Source organism: Vitreoscilla massiliensis (assembly GCF_001457815.1).
GTDB classification, from domain to species: Bacteria; Pseudomonadota; Gammaproteobacteria; order Burkholderiales; family Neisseriaceae; genus Vitreoscilla; species Vitreoscilla massiliensis.
Genome location: NZ_LN898216.1, coordinates 277,682 through 297,346, shown reverse-complemented (window position 1 = coordinate 297,346; position 19,665 = coordinate 277,682). Strand labels below are relative to the sequence as shown.

Annotated in this window: 18 protein-coding genes; 4 read left to right on the top strand and 14 right to left on the bottom strand. The window is 53.3% G+C overall.

Annotation, left to right across the window (positions count from 1 at the left end):
• Positions 1 to 55 precede the first annotated feature (55 nt).
• Genes BN3003_RS02070 through BN3003_RS02045 form a run of 6 tightly spaced genes read right to left on the bottom strand, consistent with a single transcriptional unit; the run spans position 56 to position 10,470 of the window.
• Complete coding sequence (locus BN3003_RS02070; RefSeq protein ID WP_058305076.1) at positions 56 to 787, bottom strand: toxin-antitoxin system YwqK family antitoxin; 732 nt, start codon at positions 785 to 787, stop codon at positions 56 to 58.
• Positions 788 to 815: 28 nt separating this feature from the next.
• Positions 816 to 1,580: a YfaP family protein gene (locus BN3003_RS02065; RefSeq protein ID WP_058305075.1), complete on the bottom strand. Its 765-nt coding sequence runs from the start codon at positions 1,578 to 1,580 to the stop codon at positions 816 to 818.
• Position 1,581: 1 nt separating this feature from the next.
• Positions 1,582 to 3,333 (bottom strand): DUF2300 domain-containing protein, encoded by a 1,752-nt coding sequence (locus BN3003_RS02060; RefSeq protein WP_058305074.1) that lies wholly within the window; start codon positions 3,331 to 3,333, stop codon positions 1,582 to 1,584.
• Complete coding sequence (locus BN3003_RS02055; protein WP_147645305.1) at positions 3,333 to 8,027, bottom strand: alpha-2-macroglobulin family protein; 4,695 nt, start codon at positions 8,025 to 8,027, stop codon at positions 3,333 to 3,335. The genes BN3003_RS02060 and BN3003_RS02055 overlap by 1 nt, the downstream gene beginning before the upstream one ends.
• Positions 8,028 to 8,038: 11 nt before the next feature.
• On the bottom strand, positions 8,039 to 8,713 hold the full coding sequence (locus tag BN3003_RS02050) for a DUF1175 family protein (protein ID WP_199822534.1): 675 nt from the start codon (positions 8,711 to 8,713) through the stop codon (positions 8,039 to 8,041).
• Complete coding sequence (locus BN3003_RS02045; RefSeq protein ID WP_058305071.1) at positions 8,695 to 10,470, bottom strand: DUF2138 family protein; 1,776 nt, start codon at positions 10,468 to 10,470, stop codon at positions 8,695 to 8,697. Before BN3003_RS02045 ends, BN3003_RS02050 begins: the two co-directional genes overlap by 19 nt.
• A 240-nt stretch (positions 10,471 to 10,710) precedes the next feature.
• Between BN3003_RS02045 and BN3003_RS02040 the strand changes: the two genes are divergently transcribed.
• Positions 10,711 to 11,316, top strand: coding sequence for a nitroreductase family protein (locus tag BN3003_RS02040; protein ID WP_058305070.1), 606 nt, complete (start codon positions 10,711 to 10,713; stop codon positions 11,314 to 11,316).
• A gap of 78 nt (positions 11,317 to 11,394) precedes the next feature.
• On the opposite strand, the gene BN3003_RS02035 is transcribed toward BN3003_RS02040, so the two are convergent.
• The 4 genes from BN3003_RS02035 to BN3003_RS02020 all read right to left on the bottom strand — a co-directional run bounded on the left by BN3003_RS02035 (position 11,395) and on the right by BN3003_RS02020 (position 12,868).
• Entirely contained in the window at positions 11,395 to 11,730 is a 336-nt protein-coding gene (locus tag BN3003_RS02035; protein WP_058305069.1) for a hypothetical protein, read from the bottom strand.
• 59 nt (positions 11,731 to 11,789) lie between these two features.
• Complete coding sequence (locus BN3003_RS02030) at positions 11,790 to 12,119, bottom strand: hypothetical protein (protein WP_058305068.1); 330 nt, start codon at positions 12,117 to 12,119, stop codon at positions 11,790 to 11,792.
• 64 nt (positions 12,120 to 12,183) lie between these two features.
• Entirely contained in the window at positions 12,184 to 12,492 is a 309-nt protein-coding gene (locus BN3003_RS02025; RefSeq protein ID WP_058305067.1) for a hypothetical protein, read from the bottom strand.
• Positions 12,493 to 12,562: 70 nt separating this feature from the next.
• A complete protein-coding gene (locus tag BN3003_RS02020) occupies positions 12,563 to 12,868 on the bottom strand; it encodes a hypothetical protein (RefSeq protein ID WP_058305066.1) in 306 nt (101 codons plus the stop codon).
• A 147-nt stretch (positions 12,869 to 13,015) separates the two neighbouring features.
• On the opposite strand from BN3003_RS02020, the gene BN3003_RS02015 reads away from it, so the two are divergent.
• The gene (locus BN3003_RS02015; protein ID WP_058305065.1) at positions 13,016 to 13,483 is read left to right on the top strand and encodes a TlpA family protein disulfide reductase; all 468 of its coding nucleotides are present in this window, start codon (positions 13,016 to 13,018) and stop codon (positions 13,481 to 13,483) included.
• Positions 13,484 to 13,543: 60 nt separating this feature from the next.
• Here the strand turns inward: BN3003_RS02015 and BN3003_RS02010 are convergent, their stop codons facing one another.
• From BN3003_RS02010 to BN3003_RS01995, 4 genes are all read right to left on the bottom strand, one after another.
• Complete coding sequence (locus BN3003_RS02010; protein ID WP_147645303.1) at positions 13,544 to 13,972, bottom strand: hypothetical protein; 429 nt, start codon at positions 13,970 to 13,972, stop codon at positions 13,544 to 13,546.
• A gap of 87 nt (positions 13,973 to 14,059) precedes the next feature.
• Positions 14,060 to 14,524, bottom strand: a complete 465-nt coding sequence (locus BN3003_RS02005; protein ID WP_147645301.1) for a hypothetical protein — start codon at positions 14,522 to 14,524, stop codon at positions 14,060 to 14,062.
• A gap of 293 nt (positions 14,525 to 14,817) precedes the next feature.
• Positions 14,818 to 16,452: an FAD-dependent oxidoreductase gene (locus BN3003_RS02000; protein ID WP_234332988.1), complete on the bottom strand. Its 1,635-nt coding sequence runs from the start codon at positions 16,450 to 16,452 to the stop codon at positions 14,818 to 14,820.
• On the bottom strand, positions 16,452 to 17,966 hold the full coding sequence (locus BN3003_RS01995; protein WP_058305061.1) for a polyamine aminopropyltransferase: 1,515 nt from the start codon (positions 17,964 to 17,966) through the stop codon (positions 16,452 to 16,454). Before BN3003_RS01995 ends, BN3003_RS02000 begins: the two co-directional genes overlap by 1 nt.
• Before the next feature lie 178 nt (positions 17,967 to 18,144).
• Between BN3003_RS01995 and BN3003_RS01990 the strand changes: the two genes are divergently transcribed.
• Both BN3003_RS01990 and BN3003_RS01985 read left to right on the top strand, forming a co-directional pair.
• Positions 18,145 to 18,543, top strand: coding sequence for a DUF350 domain-containing protein (locus tag BN3003_RS01990; protein ID WP_058305060.1), 399 nt, complete (start codon positions 18,145 to 18,147; stop codon positions 18,541 to 18,543).
• Between the two features lie 13 nt (positions 18,544 to 18,556).
• Positions 18,557 to 19,603 carry an SPFH domain-containing protein gene (locus BN3003_RS01985; protein WP_058305059.1) on the top strand — a complete coding sequence of 349 codons (1,047 nt, stop codon included), beginning with the start codon at positions 18,557 to 18,559 and terminating at the stop codon, positions 19,601 to 19,603.
• Positions 19,604 to 19,665: the final 62 nt, after the last annotated feature.

Here is a 19,665-nt window from a genome sequence, read left to right as displayed (position 1 = left end):
CTCTTGAAAACAAACAAAAAAATGCGGCCTGTAAATGCTTACAGGCCGCATCCAATCAGGGGTGCTGGTGTTGGTTGCTCGCCATATTGTCATCGGCAAAAGGCGGCGTTTGCCCAGCTTGTTGGTAAACTTCGCGCTCCAATTCCATCATGATGGCTTGGACTTTTTCGGCCAAAGCGCGCGCTTGTTCACGGTTGTTGGCATTTGGGTATTGTTCTTTGCCGTTGGCATCGTAAAACACCAACGACGATTGTTCAGCATTGCTGGGGTTGTAATGCAAGGTGAAGATGCGTTTGCCATCGCGCTCGAAGAAGGTTTCCTCGGTAATTGCGCCCTTGTCGTTAAACTGCTGCGCTTGGAACACCTCGCCGGTGAGGTAATACACCTCACGCTTGCCATTGACCACGCCTTGCTTCAATTGGATGGTCGATTGTTTTTTGCCATCGGGATAGAAGAAATGCACCGACCCATCAATGAAGCGCATGGTGTCCCAGTCATACAGGGCGCGTTCGTCGATGACGGTAAACGGCGCGGTTTGCGGCTGGCCATTGATGCTGTAAAAGTCTTGCAACACCCAATGCTGTTTGCGCGAGGTGCTGAGCAGTTTGCGCTCGAAACCATTGGCGATTTTGTCGCGGCTGTAGGCGCCGCGTTCTGAGAAATAGCCCAGTGTGCGTGCGTCTTTGTGCGCGACTTGGGCGCTGGCATTCGGTGTGGCGCTGGTGCTGCAAGCACCCAAGACCGCCATGCTCAAGCTGAGGAGTGTGATGTTCAAAAGCAGTTTCATCGTCGTTTCCCTGATAGGTTAAGCGCGTTTAACCGCGATAATGGAAAGATTTCACCAAGGTCAGCTCACCAGCGGCACGCATGGGCACGCGGAAGCTTTGTTTTTTTTCATTGGCACGGCCTTCGTTGCTGATGATGGTGATGGTGGCAGTGGTGATGACTTGGTCGCTGTCGCCACCATAATAGTTCAAATACACCAAATACGTCCCGTTTTGCGGCGAAGGCGCGGAAAATATTTCTGGGCCATAACCGGTGGTCACGTCCACATCAAGAGCACCACCGTTCTTCAATACCCGATTGCCATAATAGCTGTGTCCACCATCGGGTGTCACCACATGCAAGTCCAAATCTGTGTTATTGCTGTCCCAAGACAAAACCACGCGCAATTTTGGGCTGGTCATGGCCTTGTTGGTTTCGTAAAACTGCACCCGTTTCTTGTCGCCAGTGGCGCTGCGCAATTCGACGCTGTTGCTGCCGCGGCCAAACGCATACGGGCGGCTGAAGCTGCCATCGTCGTTTATCGCTTGCGGCATGGCAATGCCGTTGACGATTAAACGTGCCGGTGTGGCGTCGTCTTTACGGTGGTTTGTAATCCGCCCAGCAATCAATTGCGTTTGCTTGGTGAAATTGTCGCTGTTGACGCGCGAAGCGGGGTATTGCACCGATTGCGTGTATTGGCTTTGGCTTTGGGCATGGCGCCAACCGCCTTTGGGAGTGGAAAACTGGATGCCGCTTTCGGCAGCAACAGAGCCGATGAGCAGTAAGCTGCCAGCGGCCAAAATCAAGCGTTGCATGTCATAGTCCTTTCAATAAGCGCTGCGCCAGCGCTTCGATATAGCGTTCATTGCGGCCATTGGGGTGGTGTTGCAACAGCAAATGCAAATACTCGTGCGTGAGCGTCAATTGTTCTGCCTCGCTGTGCAGGCGGCGGATGTAAACCCGATTGGCAGCCACATCGGCATACGGTGTGCCGCGCGACAATTGGCACACGCTCGCCGCTTGGGCAAGCGGCTTGTAACCGGCCTCGCGTTGCAACGTCTTGTGCCAACGTGGCATTTGCGTTTGCAACCATTTTTGCGCTTGCAGCATCGGGCGACAGCGCTCCCCCATGTCTTTGCCTTGTACGCCAAGGTTGGCTTGTGGATAGGCGCGTGCCAAAATATCTTTAAAGCCCAAACCTTGCTGCGCCCACGCCACCGCCTGTTGCCAACCCAACACACCGCTGCTGCTGGAGTCGGCCTGAAAACGCCCGTGCGCGCCGTTTAACACCAATAAATCGGTGCTGATGGCGATGCGCTTGGCCGATGCTGAAGCCGGCTGGGTGAGCACGCGCTGTTGCTGGGTGCTGTCGCGCATCAGCAAACAAGCGCCGCTGCCGCTGGCTTCGTTCAAAGCATAAGTGCGTATCGCCACGCTCAAGGCCTTGGCCGCTTGTTCGGGCACGGCCGCCGCTTCGCGCTCCAATACCCGCGCCACATACTCGTTCATGTCCATGCGCGCGCGCAGGCGGTAATGCGCGTCTTGCGCAAACACGCTGATGTCGCCGACGCTGTGCAGCTTGACCTGCCGACCGTTGTGCAAGGCCACCACATAATCGCCGCGTGGCAACACGCCGCCATAGATGTTTTGCTGTGTGCCCGCACGTTTGACGCTGACGATGGGGTTGGTCATAAACGCCAAATAATCCACCTCCACACAAGCGGCCTGTAAAGGCTGTACAGGTTGGCTTGGCGTTGTTTCCGGGCTTAATTCTGTCTGGTTCGATTTTAACGCACTCAATTTGGGCAACCATGCACCGCTGCGCGCCAACACCTCGTGGCTGTTGCCGCGTGCCAGCAACCAAAATGCCGCGCCGTCGCCAGTCCAGCCAGCCATGCCTCCGATGCGCTGCGCCTTATCCAGCGGGTGCGGCATGGTCAGGGTTTTGCCGCGCCAATGGCTGCCGATGGGATTCAAACTGTTGCGGTTGTCAGTGCGCAGCCACACATTCAGCAACACTTGTTCGGCCTGTAACTTGGGCGCGCTCGGCACTTGTTGCAGCCCCCACAACACATCGCGCACCGGCAACACCGTGTCTTCTTTTAAATTGCCCAGTTCGGTGAGCCACAAGGGCGCGCGTTGCAAATACCAATAATAGCGCCAGTCTTGCGCGCGGATGCCCAAGCGCTGCGGCTGAAAATACAGGCCGCATGATTGCAATAAGGCTTGGTCGCGACCGATGCTGCCGCCTTTGTCACAACAATACTTTTCTTCGCTGTTGCCACCCGTGCACTGATACGGTGTGTCCGGCAAGGCCTTATCGACGGCATACGCATACACAAACAGCTTCCAAGTGCTGCCCAGCGGCGTGGCCAAGTCGTTGAGGTTTTGCGTTTGCAACCGCGCCGTGCGCGTGTTGACTTGCCACGCTTGCATGCGCTCACCGTTGGCCTCGGCATACAAAGCCTGTTCGCCTTGTGGCCAGACGGTGGCGGCATGCACTGGCAACGCAGCCATCAGGGTGATTAGTGCCAACAGCGCCAATCCAATCGGTGTTACAGGCCGCATCAATGTACCTCTAACACCGTATTTTGCTGGGCCAAGCTGACGCGGCTGGGGTCGTACATATTGAACAAGCGTGGCGCTGGTAAATCAAAGCGGCCTTTTTGCCCAAAGCGCACCAATTGGCGCAAGACGGTTTTGCCCGTTAATTTTTGCACCGGCATGCGGTAAGACAACACGCCGTCTTCATAAGTGGGGTTGGCAAACGGTTTCAAATCGGCCGCACCCAAACCAGCAATCAACATGCCCCAAGTCGAGCCTTCAACGCTGGCACCTGGTGGCAAAGCCACTTCGGCCAAGGCATAGGCCACTGGCACGCTGTTGTTTTGCGGCAGCAAGGTGACCTCATCCACATACAATTGGTTGCTGTACACCGCTTCGGCCGCGCCCAGTTTCACTGCTTTAAAGCCCAAGAATTGGTTGTCGGGAGCATCGGCCTTGTCTTTGGCCAGCTTGGTGGTTTCCAATTTGTACAATTGGCGGCTGACGGTGACCGGCAAGGTTTGCGCCGGAGCGGCGCTGGAATCGTAGCGCAACACCAGCCATGCATTGCTCGGTGCTTGGGTCAGGGCAAAACCAGTGGGCACACCAGCGCCGCGCCAAGCCCATTGCCATTGGCCACTGCCGGTTGGGGCTATGGCCGCCCATGCACTGCTATTGGTTTTCAAATCGGCAAAGCTGGCGCTTTGGCTGCTGACCGCTTGTTGCAACCACAGCAAGGCCAAGGCGCGGTCTATGGTCGGCGTTTCCAAACTGGCTTTGGATAACAGCGCCGCTAGGTCTGCTTGGCCGTGCCCCAATTTGATTAAGGCGGCCTGTAACACGATGGACGGCGAGTTCTGTGCCAAAGCCAGTGCTTCGGCCGTGACCTTGTCTAAGCCGGTGCTGACGATGGGGGCGCTGCTCACGGCAGGTGTTGCCACGGCGGAAGCGGCAACTGTGGTGGCATCGGCTTTGCTAATTGGCGCGCTGGCGCTTGCTGCTGTGTCGGTGTTAACAGGCGCAGAAGCGGTGTTGACCGTGCTGATTGGGCTTGCTGGTGCTACGGTGGTGTTTACAGGCCGCTTATTCACTGCTGGTGCGGCTTTATTCTCGAGCATTTGGCTGATGAGTACGGCCAAGGCCAAGCTTTGTTTGTTATTGGCAAACACGGCGCTGGCGTGTTCGGCCTCGCTGGCAAGCTGCCATTCGTGCAGCAAACGGCGTTTGGCACCGCTGGCCAAGTTGTTCACTGGCAAGCCCATTTCGCGCATCAGCCACAGGCTCAACATCACCTCAGTCACGGGTGTGTTGTCGGCCTGTTTTTTGTACACCTCGAGCAACACATTGGCATCGTCAGGATTGCGGCTGTAGCCCAAGGTTTGGCCACTGAGGAAGTCGGCGTAATAAGCATAGCTGCTCATCAGCAAATCGCCGTCGGCTTGGTTGCCCCACCATGAGAATTGCGCGCCTTCGCCGGCCATATTGATAAGACGCAAGCGCTGGTTGGTCAAGCGTTCGCGCAAGCTGTTTTGTATCCACTGTGGCGTGGTGGTCGGCAGGCGTTTGACGGCCAGATTCAACGGAATCAAACGGCTGGCGGTTTGCTCGACACAGCCATATGGGTAATCAACCAAACCATCGAGCACACGGTTAAAAGCCAAATCGCCATCGCCAAGCACGCTGGCGCGGATGTTGCGCGCATCGGCAGGCAGTTTCAGGCCGGCTTGTGCTTCTTGCAGGCTGACGGTTTGCTGTTGCGGGATGTCCCAAGTGGCGGCGACGCTGCTGACGCGTTGGTTGAGGCTGTCGACCACTTGGCCGTTGTGTAGCAATTGCAGTGTTACCACGCCGTTCAAGCCTGCGGTTGGCAGGCGCAAATAATTGGCGCCGGCTTTCACTTCCAACTCGCCTTGTTTGACCACTTGCTGGTCGATTAAGGCTTGCCATTGCATGGTGCTGTTCTGTGCGGTTTGATTGAACACCAACACATCGGCGCTCATTTGGTCGCCGCTGCGCCACACATTGGGCGAGCTCCATTTCAAATAATACGGTTGGCTGGAGGTGATGTGAGCGACTTTTTGCCCCACACGGCCTTGACTGTCTTGCGCGCGCACGGTGATGCGCCAGCGTGTTAAGGCATCGGGCAGGGTAAAGGTCAGCTTGCTGTGGCCACTGGCATCGGTTTTGATGCTCGGTTGCCACAATGCTGTGTCTTGGTCGTCGCGGCGCGGCCGCTCCAATACCTTCACGGCACGTTCGCGCGGCGCCATACTGCTGTCTTCCGGTGCGCCTTTGGCGCTGACCGATTGGTCGTAAGTGATGAAGTTGAGGCTGGATTCGGTGGTGACTTGGTTGCGGCGCAAGTGGTTGAAGAATTCGCCCATGCTCGGCGCGATTTCCGGTTGCAACACATACACCATTTCATCGACCACGCTCACGGTCAAATCCGCCGGCACGCCGCCCTCGCCATCAAATAAGGTCGAGATGTCGAGGCTGACTTGCTGCTTGGGTTTGTAAGTGGTTTGGTCGGCCTGTATGTTGATGCCCAATTGTGGTTTGGCCACCACCAAGCCAGCGTTTTCAAACGCATATTGGTTGTTGTGTTGGTATAACACCGACAGCGCCATGTTCGGCGCCATGTCGGCGGTGACGGGGATGGACAATTGGTATTGCTGGTCCGACAGTTTTTTCACCTGTGCCCAACCGCCAGCTTGCGACAGCAAGCCGTGTTGGGCAACGTTTTCGCGCTCTAAGGTGAGCAAAGCGTCTTGTACCGGTACAGGGAAGGTGAGCAAGACTTGCGCAGCATCGCCGATGTTGTATTGGGTTTTGTCGGGCACGATTTCCACGCTCAAAGGAGCGGCCTGTAAATCCTTGCCCTGCACCCAATAATTGGTGGCACCGATGAGGTTGTCATGTTTGTCCAACAATTCCACGCTGTAAGAGCCGCTTTGTTTGAAGCTGACGTCAAACATTGTGCCCGTGCCGAGTTTGCCACCGAAATCGCTTTGGTCTTCCAAACGCACCACACGGTAACGTACTGGCTGTTGGCCGCCATTGCCATTGGCCAAGCTGTAGGCAAAGCGCACGTTTTCACCGACTGCGCCAAATTGTTTGGCCGCACGCACATGGTAAAGATTGGGACCGCGTTCCACCAAGACTTCGCGTGTCATGCGCACGCGGTAAGCGGCTTGGTCGCTGGCAAGGATGGTGAGCACATAGCGACTAGGCTCAGTGGCAGCAGGCAGTTTTAGGGTGACATCGCCGCTGCTGTCGGTGCTGAATTCTTTTTGTGACAATTGAATTGGGAACAGGCCGGCGTAATCGAGTTGGCCGTCGACCATAGACAGTTTTTGCGCCTTTACATCGACTTGCACTTGCGCGTTTTTCACCGGTTCGCCATTGGGATAGCGCAGGCTCAGTTTGGCTTCGATGGGCTGGTTGGTTTTGAGCGCATCGGTGCCTGAGAGCAACATGTCGAAATGTGGCTTGATGTATTGCGCCACCCGAAATTCGGCGCTGTACACATCGTCGCCTTGGTTCAAGGCCAATTCATAACCGCCGGCCATAGCGAGAGCTGGCAGCTTGAATTGCCCATCCAATGCGGCCTGTAAACTGCCTTGCGCCATCACATCGCCATTCGGGTCTTTGACTTGGTAAGACCACGCGCCGCTGCCCGCGTTGGCATTTTTAACGATGGCTTTAAAGCGCACCGTCTCACCGGCTTGGTACAAAGGCTTGTCGGTAACGGTGAGCACTTCTGGCAATACCGCTGCGCTGTCTTCATAAAACTGCTCAGAGATGAACACACCGCCTTGGCCATCCATACCATAAACATAGTTTTTCTCAGGCAGGTTTTGTTTGAATTCGGCAATGCCATTGATGTTGCTGTTGCCGCTTCCAAGCACGCCGACGCCATCAGACAAGCGCAGTTGCGTGTTGCTGACAGGGCGACCCGTGCTGCGATTCACTGTCCACACCAACATCTGCTCTTGCCCCGATTTGGTCACCGCCACAGTGTCAGACACAAACACCAGCGTGGTGGCGCGTTGTTCTTCCACCATCGCCTCAACCACGTACAGGCCGGCCGGTAAGGTGCCAATATTCACTTCGGCATTGCCCAAGCGCGGCGAAATAAAATGCGAAGAGCTGCCATCGAGTTTCACATCGGCCGGTGCTTGTATCGGTTTGGCCTGCCACAAAGGATAGCGAAACTGCGCTTGCAGCGGATAGTCTTTCAAGGCGTCAAAGCGGATGCTTTGCTGCATTGGTGTGGCGCTGAGCAAAGTCTTGGCCGGAATGCGCAGCTGTGGCTGCTCTTTCACCACTGCTTGTCGGGTTTCGGCCGAGAAAATGCGTTGCCATGACATGCGGCTGCGCTTGAGATTGGCATCCCACACATATTCCAATATCGGCATCAAGGGCGCGCTTTTGGGCAGACCTTGTAGCTGTATGCGGTGCAAATCCGGCTGCTTGGCCAAAAAGTCGAGCGGATTGTCGATTCGGTAGACGCGCATGTCCACTTCCAACGGCGTGTCGCCTTGCGCATAGCTTTTCGGTACTTCCACCCGCACCAACGTTGGCTCATTGCTGCCATAGCTGCGGTCGGTGAGCACGTAAAACGGCTCCGTTACCGCACTGCGTTCGCTGATGTCGGCGGTTTGCGGCAAACGGTTGAAGAGTTTCTTTTGTGCCTCGGTTGGCTGGGCATGGCTCACACCATGCACACTCAACGCGACAACAAAGCCAAACGGTAAAAGCCGCGAAAATTGGGGTTGCTTGGGTTGATGCGCCACCGCGTATCCTTCCACTCTAAAAGCGCTTGCGGGCGCACGGCGCGCAAGCCATTGTCGTTGCGGGTAACCGTACCCGTATGGTAAATCACCCAATCGCCCAACCACACCATCACATGTTGGTGGTCGCCTTGGTCAAAAAACAGCAAATCACCGCTTTGCGCTGCTTGCCTGGCCTTACCCAAGGCCACGCTGTTGCGACCAATTAAATCAATGGCGCTGACATAAGCACTGCTGCCACCGTCGCTGACTTGCCATTGGTTGCGCAAGGCTTGCTCAGCGGCGGTCAAGTGCATTTCTGGCGGCAGGTTTTGGCTGTGAAAACCGCTGGCACGGCGCCACGCGGCATCGTGGCTGCGCAAGGTTTCAAACACGGCAAAGCGCACCAAGCCGGCACAGTCGCGGTGTTGCCAGCGTGCCGATGGGCCTTGCGCCACTTGTTGGCGCACAATGGCGGCAAACCACAAGCGAAAACGGCGGCTTTGCTCGGCATCCAAACGCGCGCTGTTGGGGCTTGCGCCCAAGCCGCTTAAAGCGTGTACGGGTGAACTGATGCTCAGCGCCGCCAACAGGCCCAAACAAGCGCGGCGGCTTAAGGCTGGTGTTGCCATGTCACGGGTATCCATGCGGTGGTGTTGCCATGGTTCAGGCCGCTTACATCGGCTTGCGCTTGCCATGAGCCACTGCTGCTGATGAGGCGCAATTTAGGCGTTAAACGTTGTGACAACACGATGCGCATGTCGCTGTCGTCGGCAATCACGGCGCTGGTTTGCTGTTGCAGCCATTTCGCCAATTCTGGGCCATTGAGCCACAGCAGCGGTTTGCCTTGTAAATTCATTTGTTCGGACAGAGCAGGGGCTTGTTGCGAGTTCACGGCTAATGCTTGCTCAACCAAATCGCCATTGGGTGAAAACCACACATAATCGCCGCTGACGGCATAGCGCACGGGGAAGTAGCTCTCGGCCGACAATTCTTTGGCAGTTTGGGCGGGCAAGTCGTCCATGTCGTGGCTGCCATAACGGGCGCTGACGATGCGTTCGCTCACCACTGCGCCTTGGGTTTCGGTGCGGCTGACTGCAAAACGCTGTTTGTGGGTGTATTCCTTGGCACCGATGACATCGCTGAACACTTGCTGCAAAGCCGCCAATTGCGCTGCACGTTGCTCAGTTTTGGGCAGCTTGGTGAGGAACAACGGTGCGGCAGCAGGACTGCCGGCATACCAGCAAGCAAGCACAGGGCTGTTAAATTGGTTCAAACCAACGGCATCGGTGGTGGTGGGCAGTTTTTTGGCTTGTTGGTTGACGCTGTCCCATTGTGTCGGGGTGTTGGCACAGAAGGCGGCGTTGTGCGGCATGTGGGAAAACAAGTCGTTGCTATTCCAATCTTGGCCGGGCAAGAGGCTGCGCTTGATCGCCAGCGCTTGTTGCCATTGCTGACCATCAAATTCAAAACGGCTGCCTTGAAAACCGCCCATGAAATCTTGGTAAGACAAGGTGAGCATGGCGGCTGAGAAATACACCGAATGTGGGTGTTGCGCGTTTTTGCTTAAGCCCAAGCCTTGATTGATGGTTTGTTGGCTTTCAGGCCGCTTGCTCAGCAGTTTTTCCAACATCGCCACCCGTTCAGAGATGAGTTTGCCATTGACGGGCGCGGCTTTGGGCATGGGCAAGGGGATGACGGTTTCTTTGTCGTTTTTATCGGTCACAATTTTGGCTTCCAATTGCAGCTCTTTGGTCGGGCTGGCTTTGACGTCCATCAACATGCCGGCATCAGACAAAAAGGCGATGCGTTCGGCTGTGGCGGCAAACAAACCAGTCTTGCCTTGGTAATGCAGCGCGTACAACGGGGTTTTGTCGCCATCGACTTTAAGCGTGCCCACTTGGATCAATTGGCTGTCGTCCATAGCCACTTTGGCCAAGACTTCGGAAAACCTGCTCATGGCATTGCTGTTGCCGACAAACAGCCAATGATCGGGTTTGTTGGTATGGCCTTTCCACACATACAAATCGCCAGAGCGCGCCAGCATCTTGTCTATGAGTCTGTCTTCAAAACGCAGTTGGTGATCAAAGGCAAGGCGTTGTAATGCGCCCTGTAAAGACAGTTTGCTCGGTGCTTCTTGGTAGTAAAACACCACCTCTTGGGTGAGTACGTCTTTAACGACAGGAATGGTCAGCAGTTTGGCTGGCAATTGGTTGAATTGGTCTGACTGTATCACCACATCAGGCTTGGCCATATCGATGCTGATGGCGTCTACTTGGCTCAAACTGCCCATGCGATTTTGGGCAAAACGCCAACCGCCGATGGCCACTGTGGCAATTAAGACACCGCCCACCGCCATTTTGATGTGTTTGGACTGGAACTTGGCCATGCTCTGCCTCTATTGGTATGGGTGAGTATTTAGTCAGTAAGCGCCAGTATACGCAAGCTTGTATGACTATGTCTTGTGGATTTACATCGGTGCAAAACACGCTACTTGTTGACGCATTGTTTACTGTCAGTAAATCGTCATTGACTGTAAAGCTAATGAAATTGTGTGTTGGAGTCGTTATACTGCCCCACATCAAATCAATTGATGAAACCCCCTCAATTTGTACATCAAGGAATCAACATGAGCGTAGCAAACTTTTTGGAAGGCATCAGCCGCCGTCGTTCTATTTACAACCTCGGTAAAAATGTGAATCTCTCTCACGATGAGATTGTGAACGTGATTGAAGACGTGGTGGAACAAACCCCTTCTGCATTCAATGGCCAATCTTCTCGCGTGGTGGTGTTGTTTGGTGAAGAGCACCAAAAATTGTGGAACATCGTCAAAGACACTTTGCGTCCGATGATCCCTGCTGAGCAATTCGCGCAAACCGAGGCCAAAGTCGATGGCTGTTTTGCGGCTGGCGTGGGCACAGTCTTGTTCTTTGAAGACCAAGCAGTCATCAAAGGCCAACAAGAAATGTTTGCTTTGTATGCCGACAAATTCCCAGAATTCTCTGAACAACACGCAGGCATGGCGCAATTTGCTGTGTGGACTGCCTTGGCGCAATTGGGTTTGGGCGCGACTTTGCAACATTACAACCCATTGATCGACAATGCGGTGACCGCGGCTTGGGATTTGCCAGCCACTTGGACGTTGCGTGCGCAAATGCCATTCGGCTCAATTGAAAAAGCTGCCGATGCCAAAACCTTTATGCCACGCGCTGATCGTTTCAAAGTCTTCGGTTAAGTAGTTAAGATTCATATGAAAGCGGCCTGTAAATCGTTACAGGCCGCTTTTTTGTCTGTTTAACTGCTTGATGATGACTTACATGGGGGTGCTCAATTGCTGTAGCAAACGTGTGCCATCTTGTTCACAAAACTGGGTACGGCCTTTGGCTGCCGCCGCATAGCCGGCATCGTTATTGGCGGTATTGATGATTTGGGTGAGCACATCGTCGCCCAAGACTTGGCTGCAATTGAGGGATTTAAGCTGCTCCTGCCAAAAAGCCGAGTCTATGCCACCGGTGTCACATTGCAATCGGACTTTTTCAAATTGGCCTATGCCTATGGCCAATTGCGTGCAAGTGTCGTTGACGTCTGCACTGACATGACTGCTTAACACTAAGAAACCCAAGATGCTGCATATGCGTGTGCGCCACATGGTCTGCTCCCATCACAGTGATGACTCAGCATAACAGTGGCGGCCTGTAAATCACACCATTATTTCAACAGGCTGCCCAAATCGGTGGCCGCTTGTTGGCAATAATTTTGGCTGCCGCTTTGCTTGGCTTGCAAAGCCGCTTGATGGCTGGCTTGGCTGGCGATGGTGTTGAGCTGGCTTTTGACCGCATCTTGCGCAAAAAAAGCCGCACATTGGTTTTGTTGATGCAATTGGGTGATGGCTTCCATATTCACTTGCTTGTTGCAAATCTTGGCAGCCACGCCGGCTTGGGCGGATTGGGTGAGGAGGTTCATACAAGGGTGGGTTTGTGCCCAAGACACAAGAGGCAAGGCCAATAAGGCGCTTGTCCACAACATACGTGCAAACATAAACTGGTGCGTCCTGTCACGCGGGCAGTTTGCTCACTGCCCTGATGACATTGTAAGGAGGGAATTAATTGAAACGGGATTTGCCTTCGTCGCAGCTTTTGCTTTTGGAAGCATTAAAGCTTTGGTTCAAGCTGTTGTTCACTTCATTCAGTACTTTGTTTTTGTCGGCGCCAGATAGGGTTTGGTCACATTTTTGTGCTTTGAACTGAGCAGACAAATTCGGGGTTTGTTTCAATTGGTAACCACAGCGTTGTTGGTAACCTTGGGCAGAGTACAAATCGCGCGCCATATTGGTGCAAGCGGCATCGGCCAAAGCCAAGCTGCTGCTGCCCAAAGCGACCACGGCCAACAAGCTACCTAACAGATGTTTCATTGTGTTTCCTTTACTTTAAGTGGGTGTGCCACAGGCTGGAAAATGGGGCTAATGTCACCCATTTCAAGCTTTATTGGCGCCCCGAATATTTGGCACAAAACTGTTGGTGGCCAATGCGGTTGTACTCGGCCTGTAATTCATTGCTTTGGGTCTTGCCTTGGCCTGCTAATTTTTCCTTACCCACGGTTTCTTCGCAGGCTTGACCTTGCATCACGCCGGCAAATTCAGACTGCGTGTTACCACCACACAATTGGGCCACAGTGGATTGAAAAGCATTGGCTTCTGCATAGCGTTTGCAGCGTTGCGCAGGGTTGTTATTGGCTAAGGCAACGGTGCTGACGGCCAGCAATGCGACTAAGCTGATGACATGTTTCATGGTGTTATCCTTATAAAAAACAGCGACATCGAATGATGTTATTATACGACAATTCTGTTTTCATCAAAATGAATCCACGTAAAACGGTGCAAACAAGGTTAATTCTTGTGATGAACGGCGCTTGAGTGTGGTTGAGGTAACAAAGTAGTGAGAAAAATTCAGTGGTGTGGTGCGCTGTGCTTGGCGCTGGTATTGACGGCTTGTGGTGAGTCCAAACCCAAGCCTGAATTGGTTTTGCAAGACATTCGTGGTCAACAAGTGAGTCTGCAAACCCTGCAGGGCAAGCCGGTGGTCATCAATATGTGGGCAACGTGGTGTGCGCCATGTCGGCGTGAAATGCCTTTGTTGCAACAAGCACAAAAAAGCCATAATGAGGTGCAATTCGTGTTGCTCAACCAAGGTGAAAAAGCCGCGGCGGTGAGCGCGTATTTGCAACAAAATCAGTTGAACATGCCGCATGTGTGGTTGGATGAGGCCATGCAAGCGCGCACCGCCTTGCCTTACCAAGGTTTGCCGAGCACGTATTTCTTGAACAAAAACGGCGAAGTGGTGGCGCACAGTTTGGGTGAATTAAGCCCTGAGCAATTGCAGCAATATCTGGCGCAAATTCAATAAATGCGGCCTGTAAACCGATAAATAGCAACAAGTGTTGGTGTGATGCGTGGCTGCAGATGGTTAAATGGTTTTGCAATCGGCAGCCACCACATGTACCACTACATCGGCGCCTTGCTTAAAGCGGTAGGTAAACACAAAGCGGTAACCCGCATCCAGATATTGGCGTGTGGATGCGGTGTTGCACAATTCGGGTATGGCGACTTTCTTGCCGGCGGCGACATCAAAATTGCCTGCATGTGTGACCTCATCTTGAAATTGGTAGGTATAAGTCACGTCTTTACCAATGCGGCGGGTGTCAGTCATGTCGAGGTTGTCGGCCATTTTTTGCGGCAAGTCTTGGCGCAATACCGATAGCTCGGCGTCCATTAAGGCATCCAAATCGGGTTTGGGGCCTGCTAAGGTTGGTTTATCCGTCTGTTCAGAAAAATAATCACAACCTGTCAGCAACAATAAAACACCGACTGCGGTGGCGTATTTTGCGTTCATCATCTGCTCCTTAAAGCTCACACTGTTTGGATAGCGGCCTGTAAACAAAAAACAGCCACACTAGATGGCTGTTTTTGATGGGGCTGTCTATCAGCAATCGCCCGCTTTAAATGGCACTTCCAAATCAGAACCGTCTTTGAATTTGTATTTGAAGTTGAAGCTGTAACCTGCATCCAAGTATTTTTTGGTTTCAGGATTGGCACACAATTGTTGGGCACCGGTTTTTTTGCCGTCTTCCAGTTTGAAATTGTCTTTTTTCACCGCATCGGTTAAGAAGGTATAGGTATACACAATGTCGGTGCCATTGCGTTCCATGGAGGTCATTTCCATGGCATCACCCAATTTCATTGGCAATTGTGATTTTACTTGTGCCAAACCCGCATCAATTTCTTTGTCCAATGCTGGGTCGCCACCCGATTTGGCTGTTTCAGCAGGCGTCGTAGGAGCAGTGCTGGTGGTGGTTTCTGCTGGTTTGTCGCTGGCGGCTTTTTCGCCACCGCCACAAGCGGCCAAGGCCAAAATGCTGCACAAGTACAACATACTCAATTTAGTCATGATGGTCACTCCGAGAGAATAAAAAAGTTTAGATACAATACTTGGATTCTTATTGTCTGACAATCTATTTAGAATAAATATTTAATTCGCATGGCTTGCGGCAAATGTGTGTCATTTTTAACGCACATACAACTGCTTATATTGAGCGAGATGGCGTTTGAAATTGAGATGATGTGGGTGCAACCAGCGCCAGCGCAACACCAACAAATGAGGCTGCGTGCCACACATGTGCCAGCTTTGTGGTCATCATCGATAAAGGTTGGTAGTGTGTATGAGGCCGAAAGGCTAGGTCATTAGCGACTTGGTGGCAGGATTTTTTCTGCAGCCGCTTTGCCCCACCAACACGCTTCTTCAAACACCGAATAACCAGACAAATCGCTGTGGGCAAAACACAAGCGGCCTGTATGTTGTTGTAAGGCATGTAAACCGCTGTTGTTCAAATAATGCGGTGTCGGTGCGGCCATCGCATGACCGCGCACAGTGATGCGCGCTTCGACCATGTGGCGGCGCAATTGCAAGCCGTACATGTGTTCGATTTCGGCGGCGGCGTGTTGGTATATGGCTTCGGGGCTGCTGTTGATGAGCCACTGGCGCACCGCTTTGGGGCTGTCGTGGTTTAAGGCATTGTAAGCGGTGAATGAGGTATAAGGCGGTGCACCCCGCCAGATTTCTTGGTGGGTGGCGAGCACAAAACCCAAGCCTGCGCCTTGGTAGGCGACATTGTCCCATGCCAGCGGTGCGCCGGCTTTTTCGGTGGGCAAGCCTTTTAAGATGAAATTGCTCACCAGCCACGGTGCGTATTCAGGCAGGTGGCGACTGGGGTCAAAACCGTATTGCGAGACGTTGCTCACCACGCGCGCGGCGATGTAGAGCGGCATCGCACAAATCACCTGTTTGGCGTTCAGCCACATCAACGCGCCGTTGCCATCGCGACACAATACACGCACGCCTTCAGCGTGTTCTTCTATGCTTAAGGCACTGGCGGCCAAAGAAGTGGGCGTGTGGATAAGCGGCCTGTAAGTGTTTAAATCGGCATGATTTTGCAAGCGACAATAGCGGCGCATGCGTTCAGACAATTCGTTTAAGCCGTGTGGCCACGTCAGCACCGTGTGGCTGTCTTTGCCATCGCTGTTGCGGGCGCAAAAATAATGCAAACCCGCCCATGCCGACACTTGCTGTATGCCTTGGCCGTAGTCATCGCGGCAGCAATAATCGCAATACCACAGCAGCGATTCGCTGCGGTAGTTTTGCTGTGTCAACCACGCAGCAAAAGTGATTTGGTCGAGCGCACGCCAATTGGCATCACTGCTGGAGGCGACGATGGGCATGGCAAACAAGCGCTTGCCATCGCTGCCGCGTTGCAAACTGAGGCTGTGCATGTGGCGGAAAAAGCGCTCGCTGTCGCCATCGTGGTCGGGAATGATTTCGGGCTGCCATTTGTCGTGGTAATACAGGCGCTCGCTGGGGGCATTGACCATGGCACGTTCATCGTATTGGCCGTTGTGGTACAGGCCGATGTCGCTGAGTAATTGTTGGATGTGGGTGGACTCGGCCGCGGGCAAGGGCAGGTAATGCGCACCGGTCGGGTAGGTCACGCCCAAGTGTTGTTCGCCGCGGTTATTGCCATTGCGCTCGGGGCCATCGAGCAACACATAATCGTGCATGCCATGTTTGGACAGCGTCCACGCTGCCGACAAACCCGCACCGCCGCTGCCGGCGATGAGCACGTTCACATCCATGCTGGGGATATTTACAGGCCGCTGAATCATGGCATCGCGCATGGCGTGGCCCAGCTCCATACCCGGATAATCTACAAGTATTTTCGGATAACCGGGCACAAAGCCACGGTAAGTGCCATAGGCGGCGGCGCTGACCAAGCCTGCACCCAATACATGCCCAAGAAAACGGCGGCGACTGAGTTTCATCATCAGCGCATCACCGCGCGCCAGTCGGATTCAAAATACTCGACCAGTTTTTGCGTGTTCAAATGGTTGGCTTCGACATTCAAACGCGGCATGTCTTTGGGAAACACAAACATTTGCGCGGTGGTGGTTTTGTCCAAGAAGCGGGTGGGGACTTGGTAGCTTGTAGGAATTTTAAAATCGTCTGTGGTGGAGGCCATCACATAACCCCATTCGCCAAACGACGGCACGTACACATGATAAGGCAAGGTTTTCAGGCCGGCTGTTTCCAGCGTGGTGACGATGCACCAAAAGGCTTGCGGCGCGAAATACGGCGAAGTCGATTGCACCACGATTTTGCCGCCCGTTTTGAGGTGGCGTTTGACCATGCGGTACATCGGTACCGAATACAGTTTGCCGAGCGAGAAGTTGGATGGGTCGGGCAAATCGATGATGATGACGTCGAATTGTTGGCGGGAAGTTTCCAGCCATTTGGCCGCATCGGTGTTGTGAATTTGGACTTTGGAATTATTCAGCGATTGTTGGTTGAGGCTACTTAAGGCTTGGGAGGTGCGAAACAACTTGGTCATTTCGGGGTCGAGGTCAACCAAGGTAATGTGCTCGACTTGCGGGTATTTCAATACTTCGCGCGCTGCCAAACCGTCGCCACCACCGAGGATTAACACGTCTTTGACCACAGGCAATTGTTCCATAATCGGCAAGACCAAGGCCTCGTGGTAACGCGCCTCATCGGCAGAGGAAAATTGCAAATTGCCATTGATGAATAAGCGCGTGTCTTTGTGCCATTGCGTCACCACCAAGCGTTGGTAAGGCGAGGAGCTGGAATAAACGATAGGGTCGCCAAAATAGTTTTGTTCGGCTTTGTAAGTGATGTTGTCGGCATACCAAAAGCCGGCCAGCAAGGCCAACATCACCAAGCCACCGCGCCAGCGCAAGCGATTGTATTTGGGCAAATCGGCTTTGAAAATGCGTGCGGTGATTAAGGCCACGGCGACGTTGAGTATGCCAAACAACAAGGCCGAGCGTGCCATGCCCAATTTCGGTGCCAATACCAACGGGAACAACAGCGATACCGCCAGTGCGCCCAGATAGTCAAACGTGAGCACGCGGCTGACGATTTCCTTAAAATCGGCCTTGTGTTGGTTGAGCACGCGCATCACCAAGGGGATTTCCATGCCCACCACCGTGCCAACGATTAACACCAAGCCGTATAAGATGATGCGAAATGGCGCGGCCGAAAAGCCAAACAGCACAAACAAAGCCAGTGCAGAAATGCCGCCGATGATGCCGACCAAAATTTCAATTTCGATGAAGCGCATCAAAGCGTCTTCGTCTTTGATGTAGCGGGTTAAGTGGGCGCCTATGCCCATGGCAAACAAATACAGGCCGATGATGGACGAGAATTGCAAGATGGAATCGCCAAGCAAATAGCTGGCGAGTGCCGCCATGATCAATTCATAGGCGAGGCCACAACTGGCCACAATGAAAACCGAGACAATCAGCGCTGGATTCACACACATAGTCCAAAAACTCAAGTGCGAGCATGCTAACACAAACCATTTGTTTTGGCGGCGCCTCATGGCAAGAATTAACGATTTGGCATGTGTGTCACAGCCAAACAGCGCTCAGCTTGATTGCATATACAAAACTGAGGTTTTACGTTACATTGAGGCCTAAAACACAGACACGGGTACGACCATGGATATCGCAGTTTGGCAATATTTGCTGTATTTAAAGTATTTTGGCGTCGCTTTGGTGATGTTGGTGGTGTTCGCCTTCGTCTATTTGCGCATCACCCCTGCGCGTGAATTGGAATTGATTAAAAATGGCAACATCGCCTGCGCCCTGTCTTTGAGCGGCGCGATGATAGGCTTTTGCATTACCTTGGTGTCGAGCATGTTGCATTCTGTCGGCATGTTGAGTTTTGTGATTTGGGGTGTGGCCGCTGCTGTCATCCAGATTTTGGTGTATTTCGCCGCCACCCATTTGATTAAAGATGCCAATGCGGAGTTGTTGAACAACAACGTCGCGGTCGGCGTGTTATTTTTCGGCTTGTCTGTGTCTATCGGCATTTTGAATGCCGCCTCTTTGAGCTAAAGGACTGAAGACCATGGTGTTTAAATCGTTTATTAAAAAACAATTCATTGATGTCATTCAATGGCCCAATCCCGAACCCGAAGTCTTGATGTGGCGTTTCCCGATTCAAGATGAAGAAATTCAAAACGGTGCCAGCTTAACCGTACGTGATTCGCAAGCAGCGATGTTTGTGGATGAAGGTGTGACTGCCGATGTGTTTCAGGCCGGCACGTTCAAGCTGACCACCCAAAACTTACCGGTGCTGACCAACTTAAAAAACTGGTCGAAACTGTTCGAGTCGCCGTTTAAATCGGATGTGTATTTCTTCAACTTGCGCCAACAATTGTCGCGCCGTTGGGGCACTTCGCAACCGGTGACGGTGCGTGATGCCGATTTTGGCGCAGTGGCCTTGCGTGCGTTTGGTATGTACTCGTTTCGCATTGCCGATCCAGCGTTATTCTTCAAAGAAGTGACCGGTGTAACGGCCGAATACCGCGGTGAACAATTGGAAGAACAATTGCGCAATGTGGCGGTCACCCAATTGGCGACCGCATTTGGTACATCCAATATTCCTTTCTTGGACATGGCGGCCAACCAAGTGGCGTTGTCACAAAAAATGACCGAGTTGTTGCAACCCTTGTTTGCAGCCATGGGCTTGTTGTTGGAAAGCTTCAATGTCGAAAGCGTGACCTTGCCGGAAGCCTTGCAAAAACGCATGGACGAACGCATGGGCATGGGCATCGTCGGCGATTTAAGCCGCTACACCCAATACCAAACTGCCCAAGCCATTCCCATTGCCGCCCAAAATGAAGGCGGCGTGGCCGGTATCGGTGCGGGTTTGGCCGCAGGCATGGGCATGGGCAATGCGATGACGGCAGCGATGATGGGACAACAAGTGGCGCCACCAGCACAGCCGGTACAGGCCGCTCCCGTTGTGGCACCTGTGGCCGCGGCACCTGCTGCAGGTGAAGATTTGGCAGGCAAATTGACCCAATTGAAGACTTTGCTCGACCAAGGTTTGATCAGCCAAGCGGATTACGATACTGCCAAAGCCGAAGTCATCAAAAAAATCACCGGATAATCTTTTGAAGGGTTGATGTGGCCAGTCTGTTCCATGCTCCTTGTCCCAGCTGCGGCGCTGAA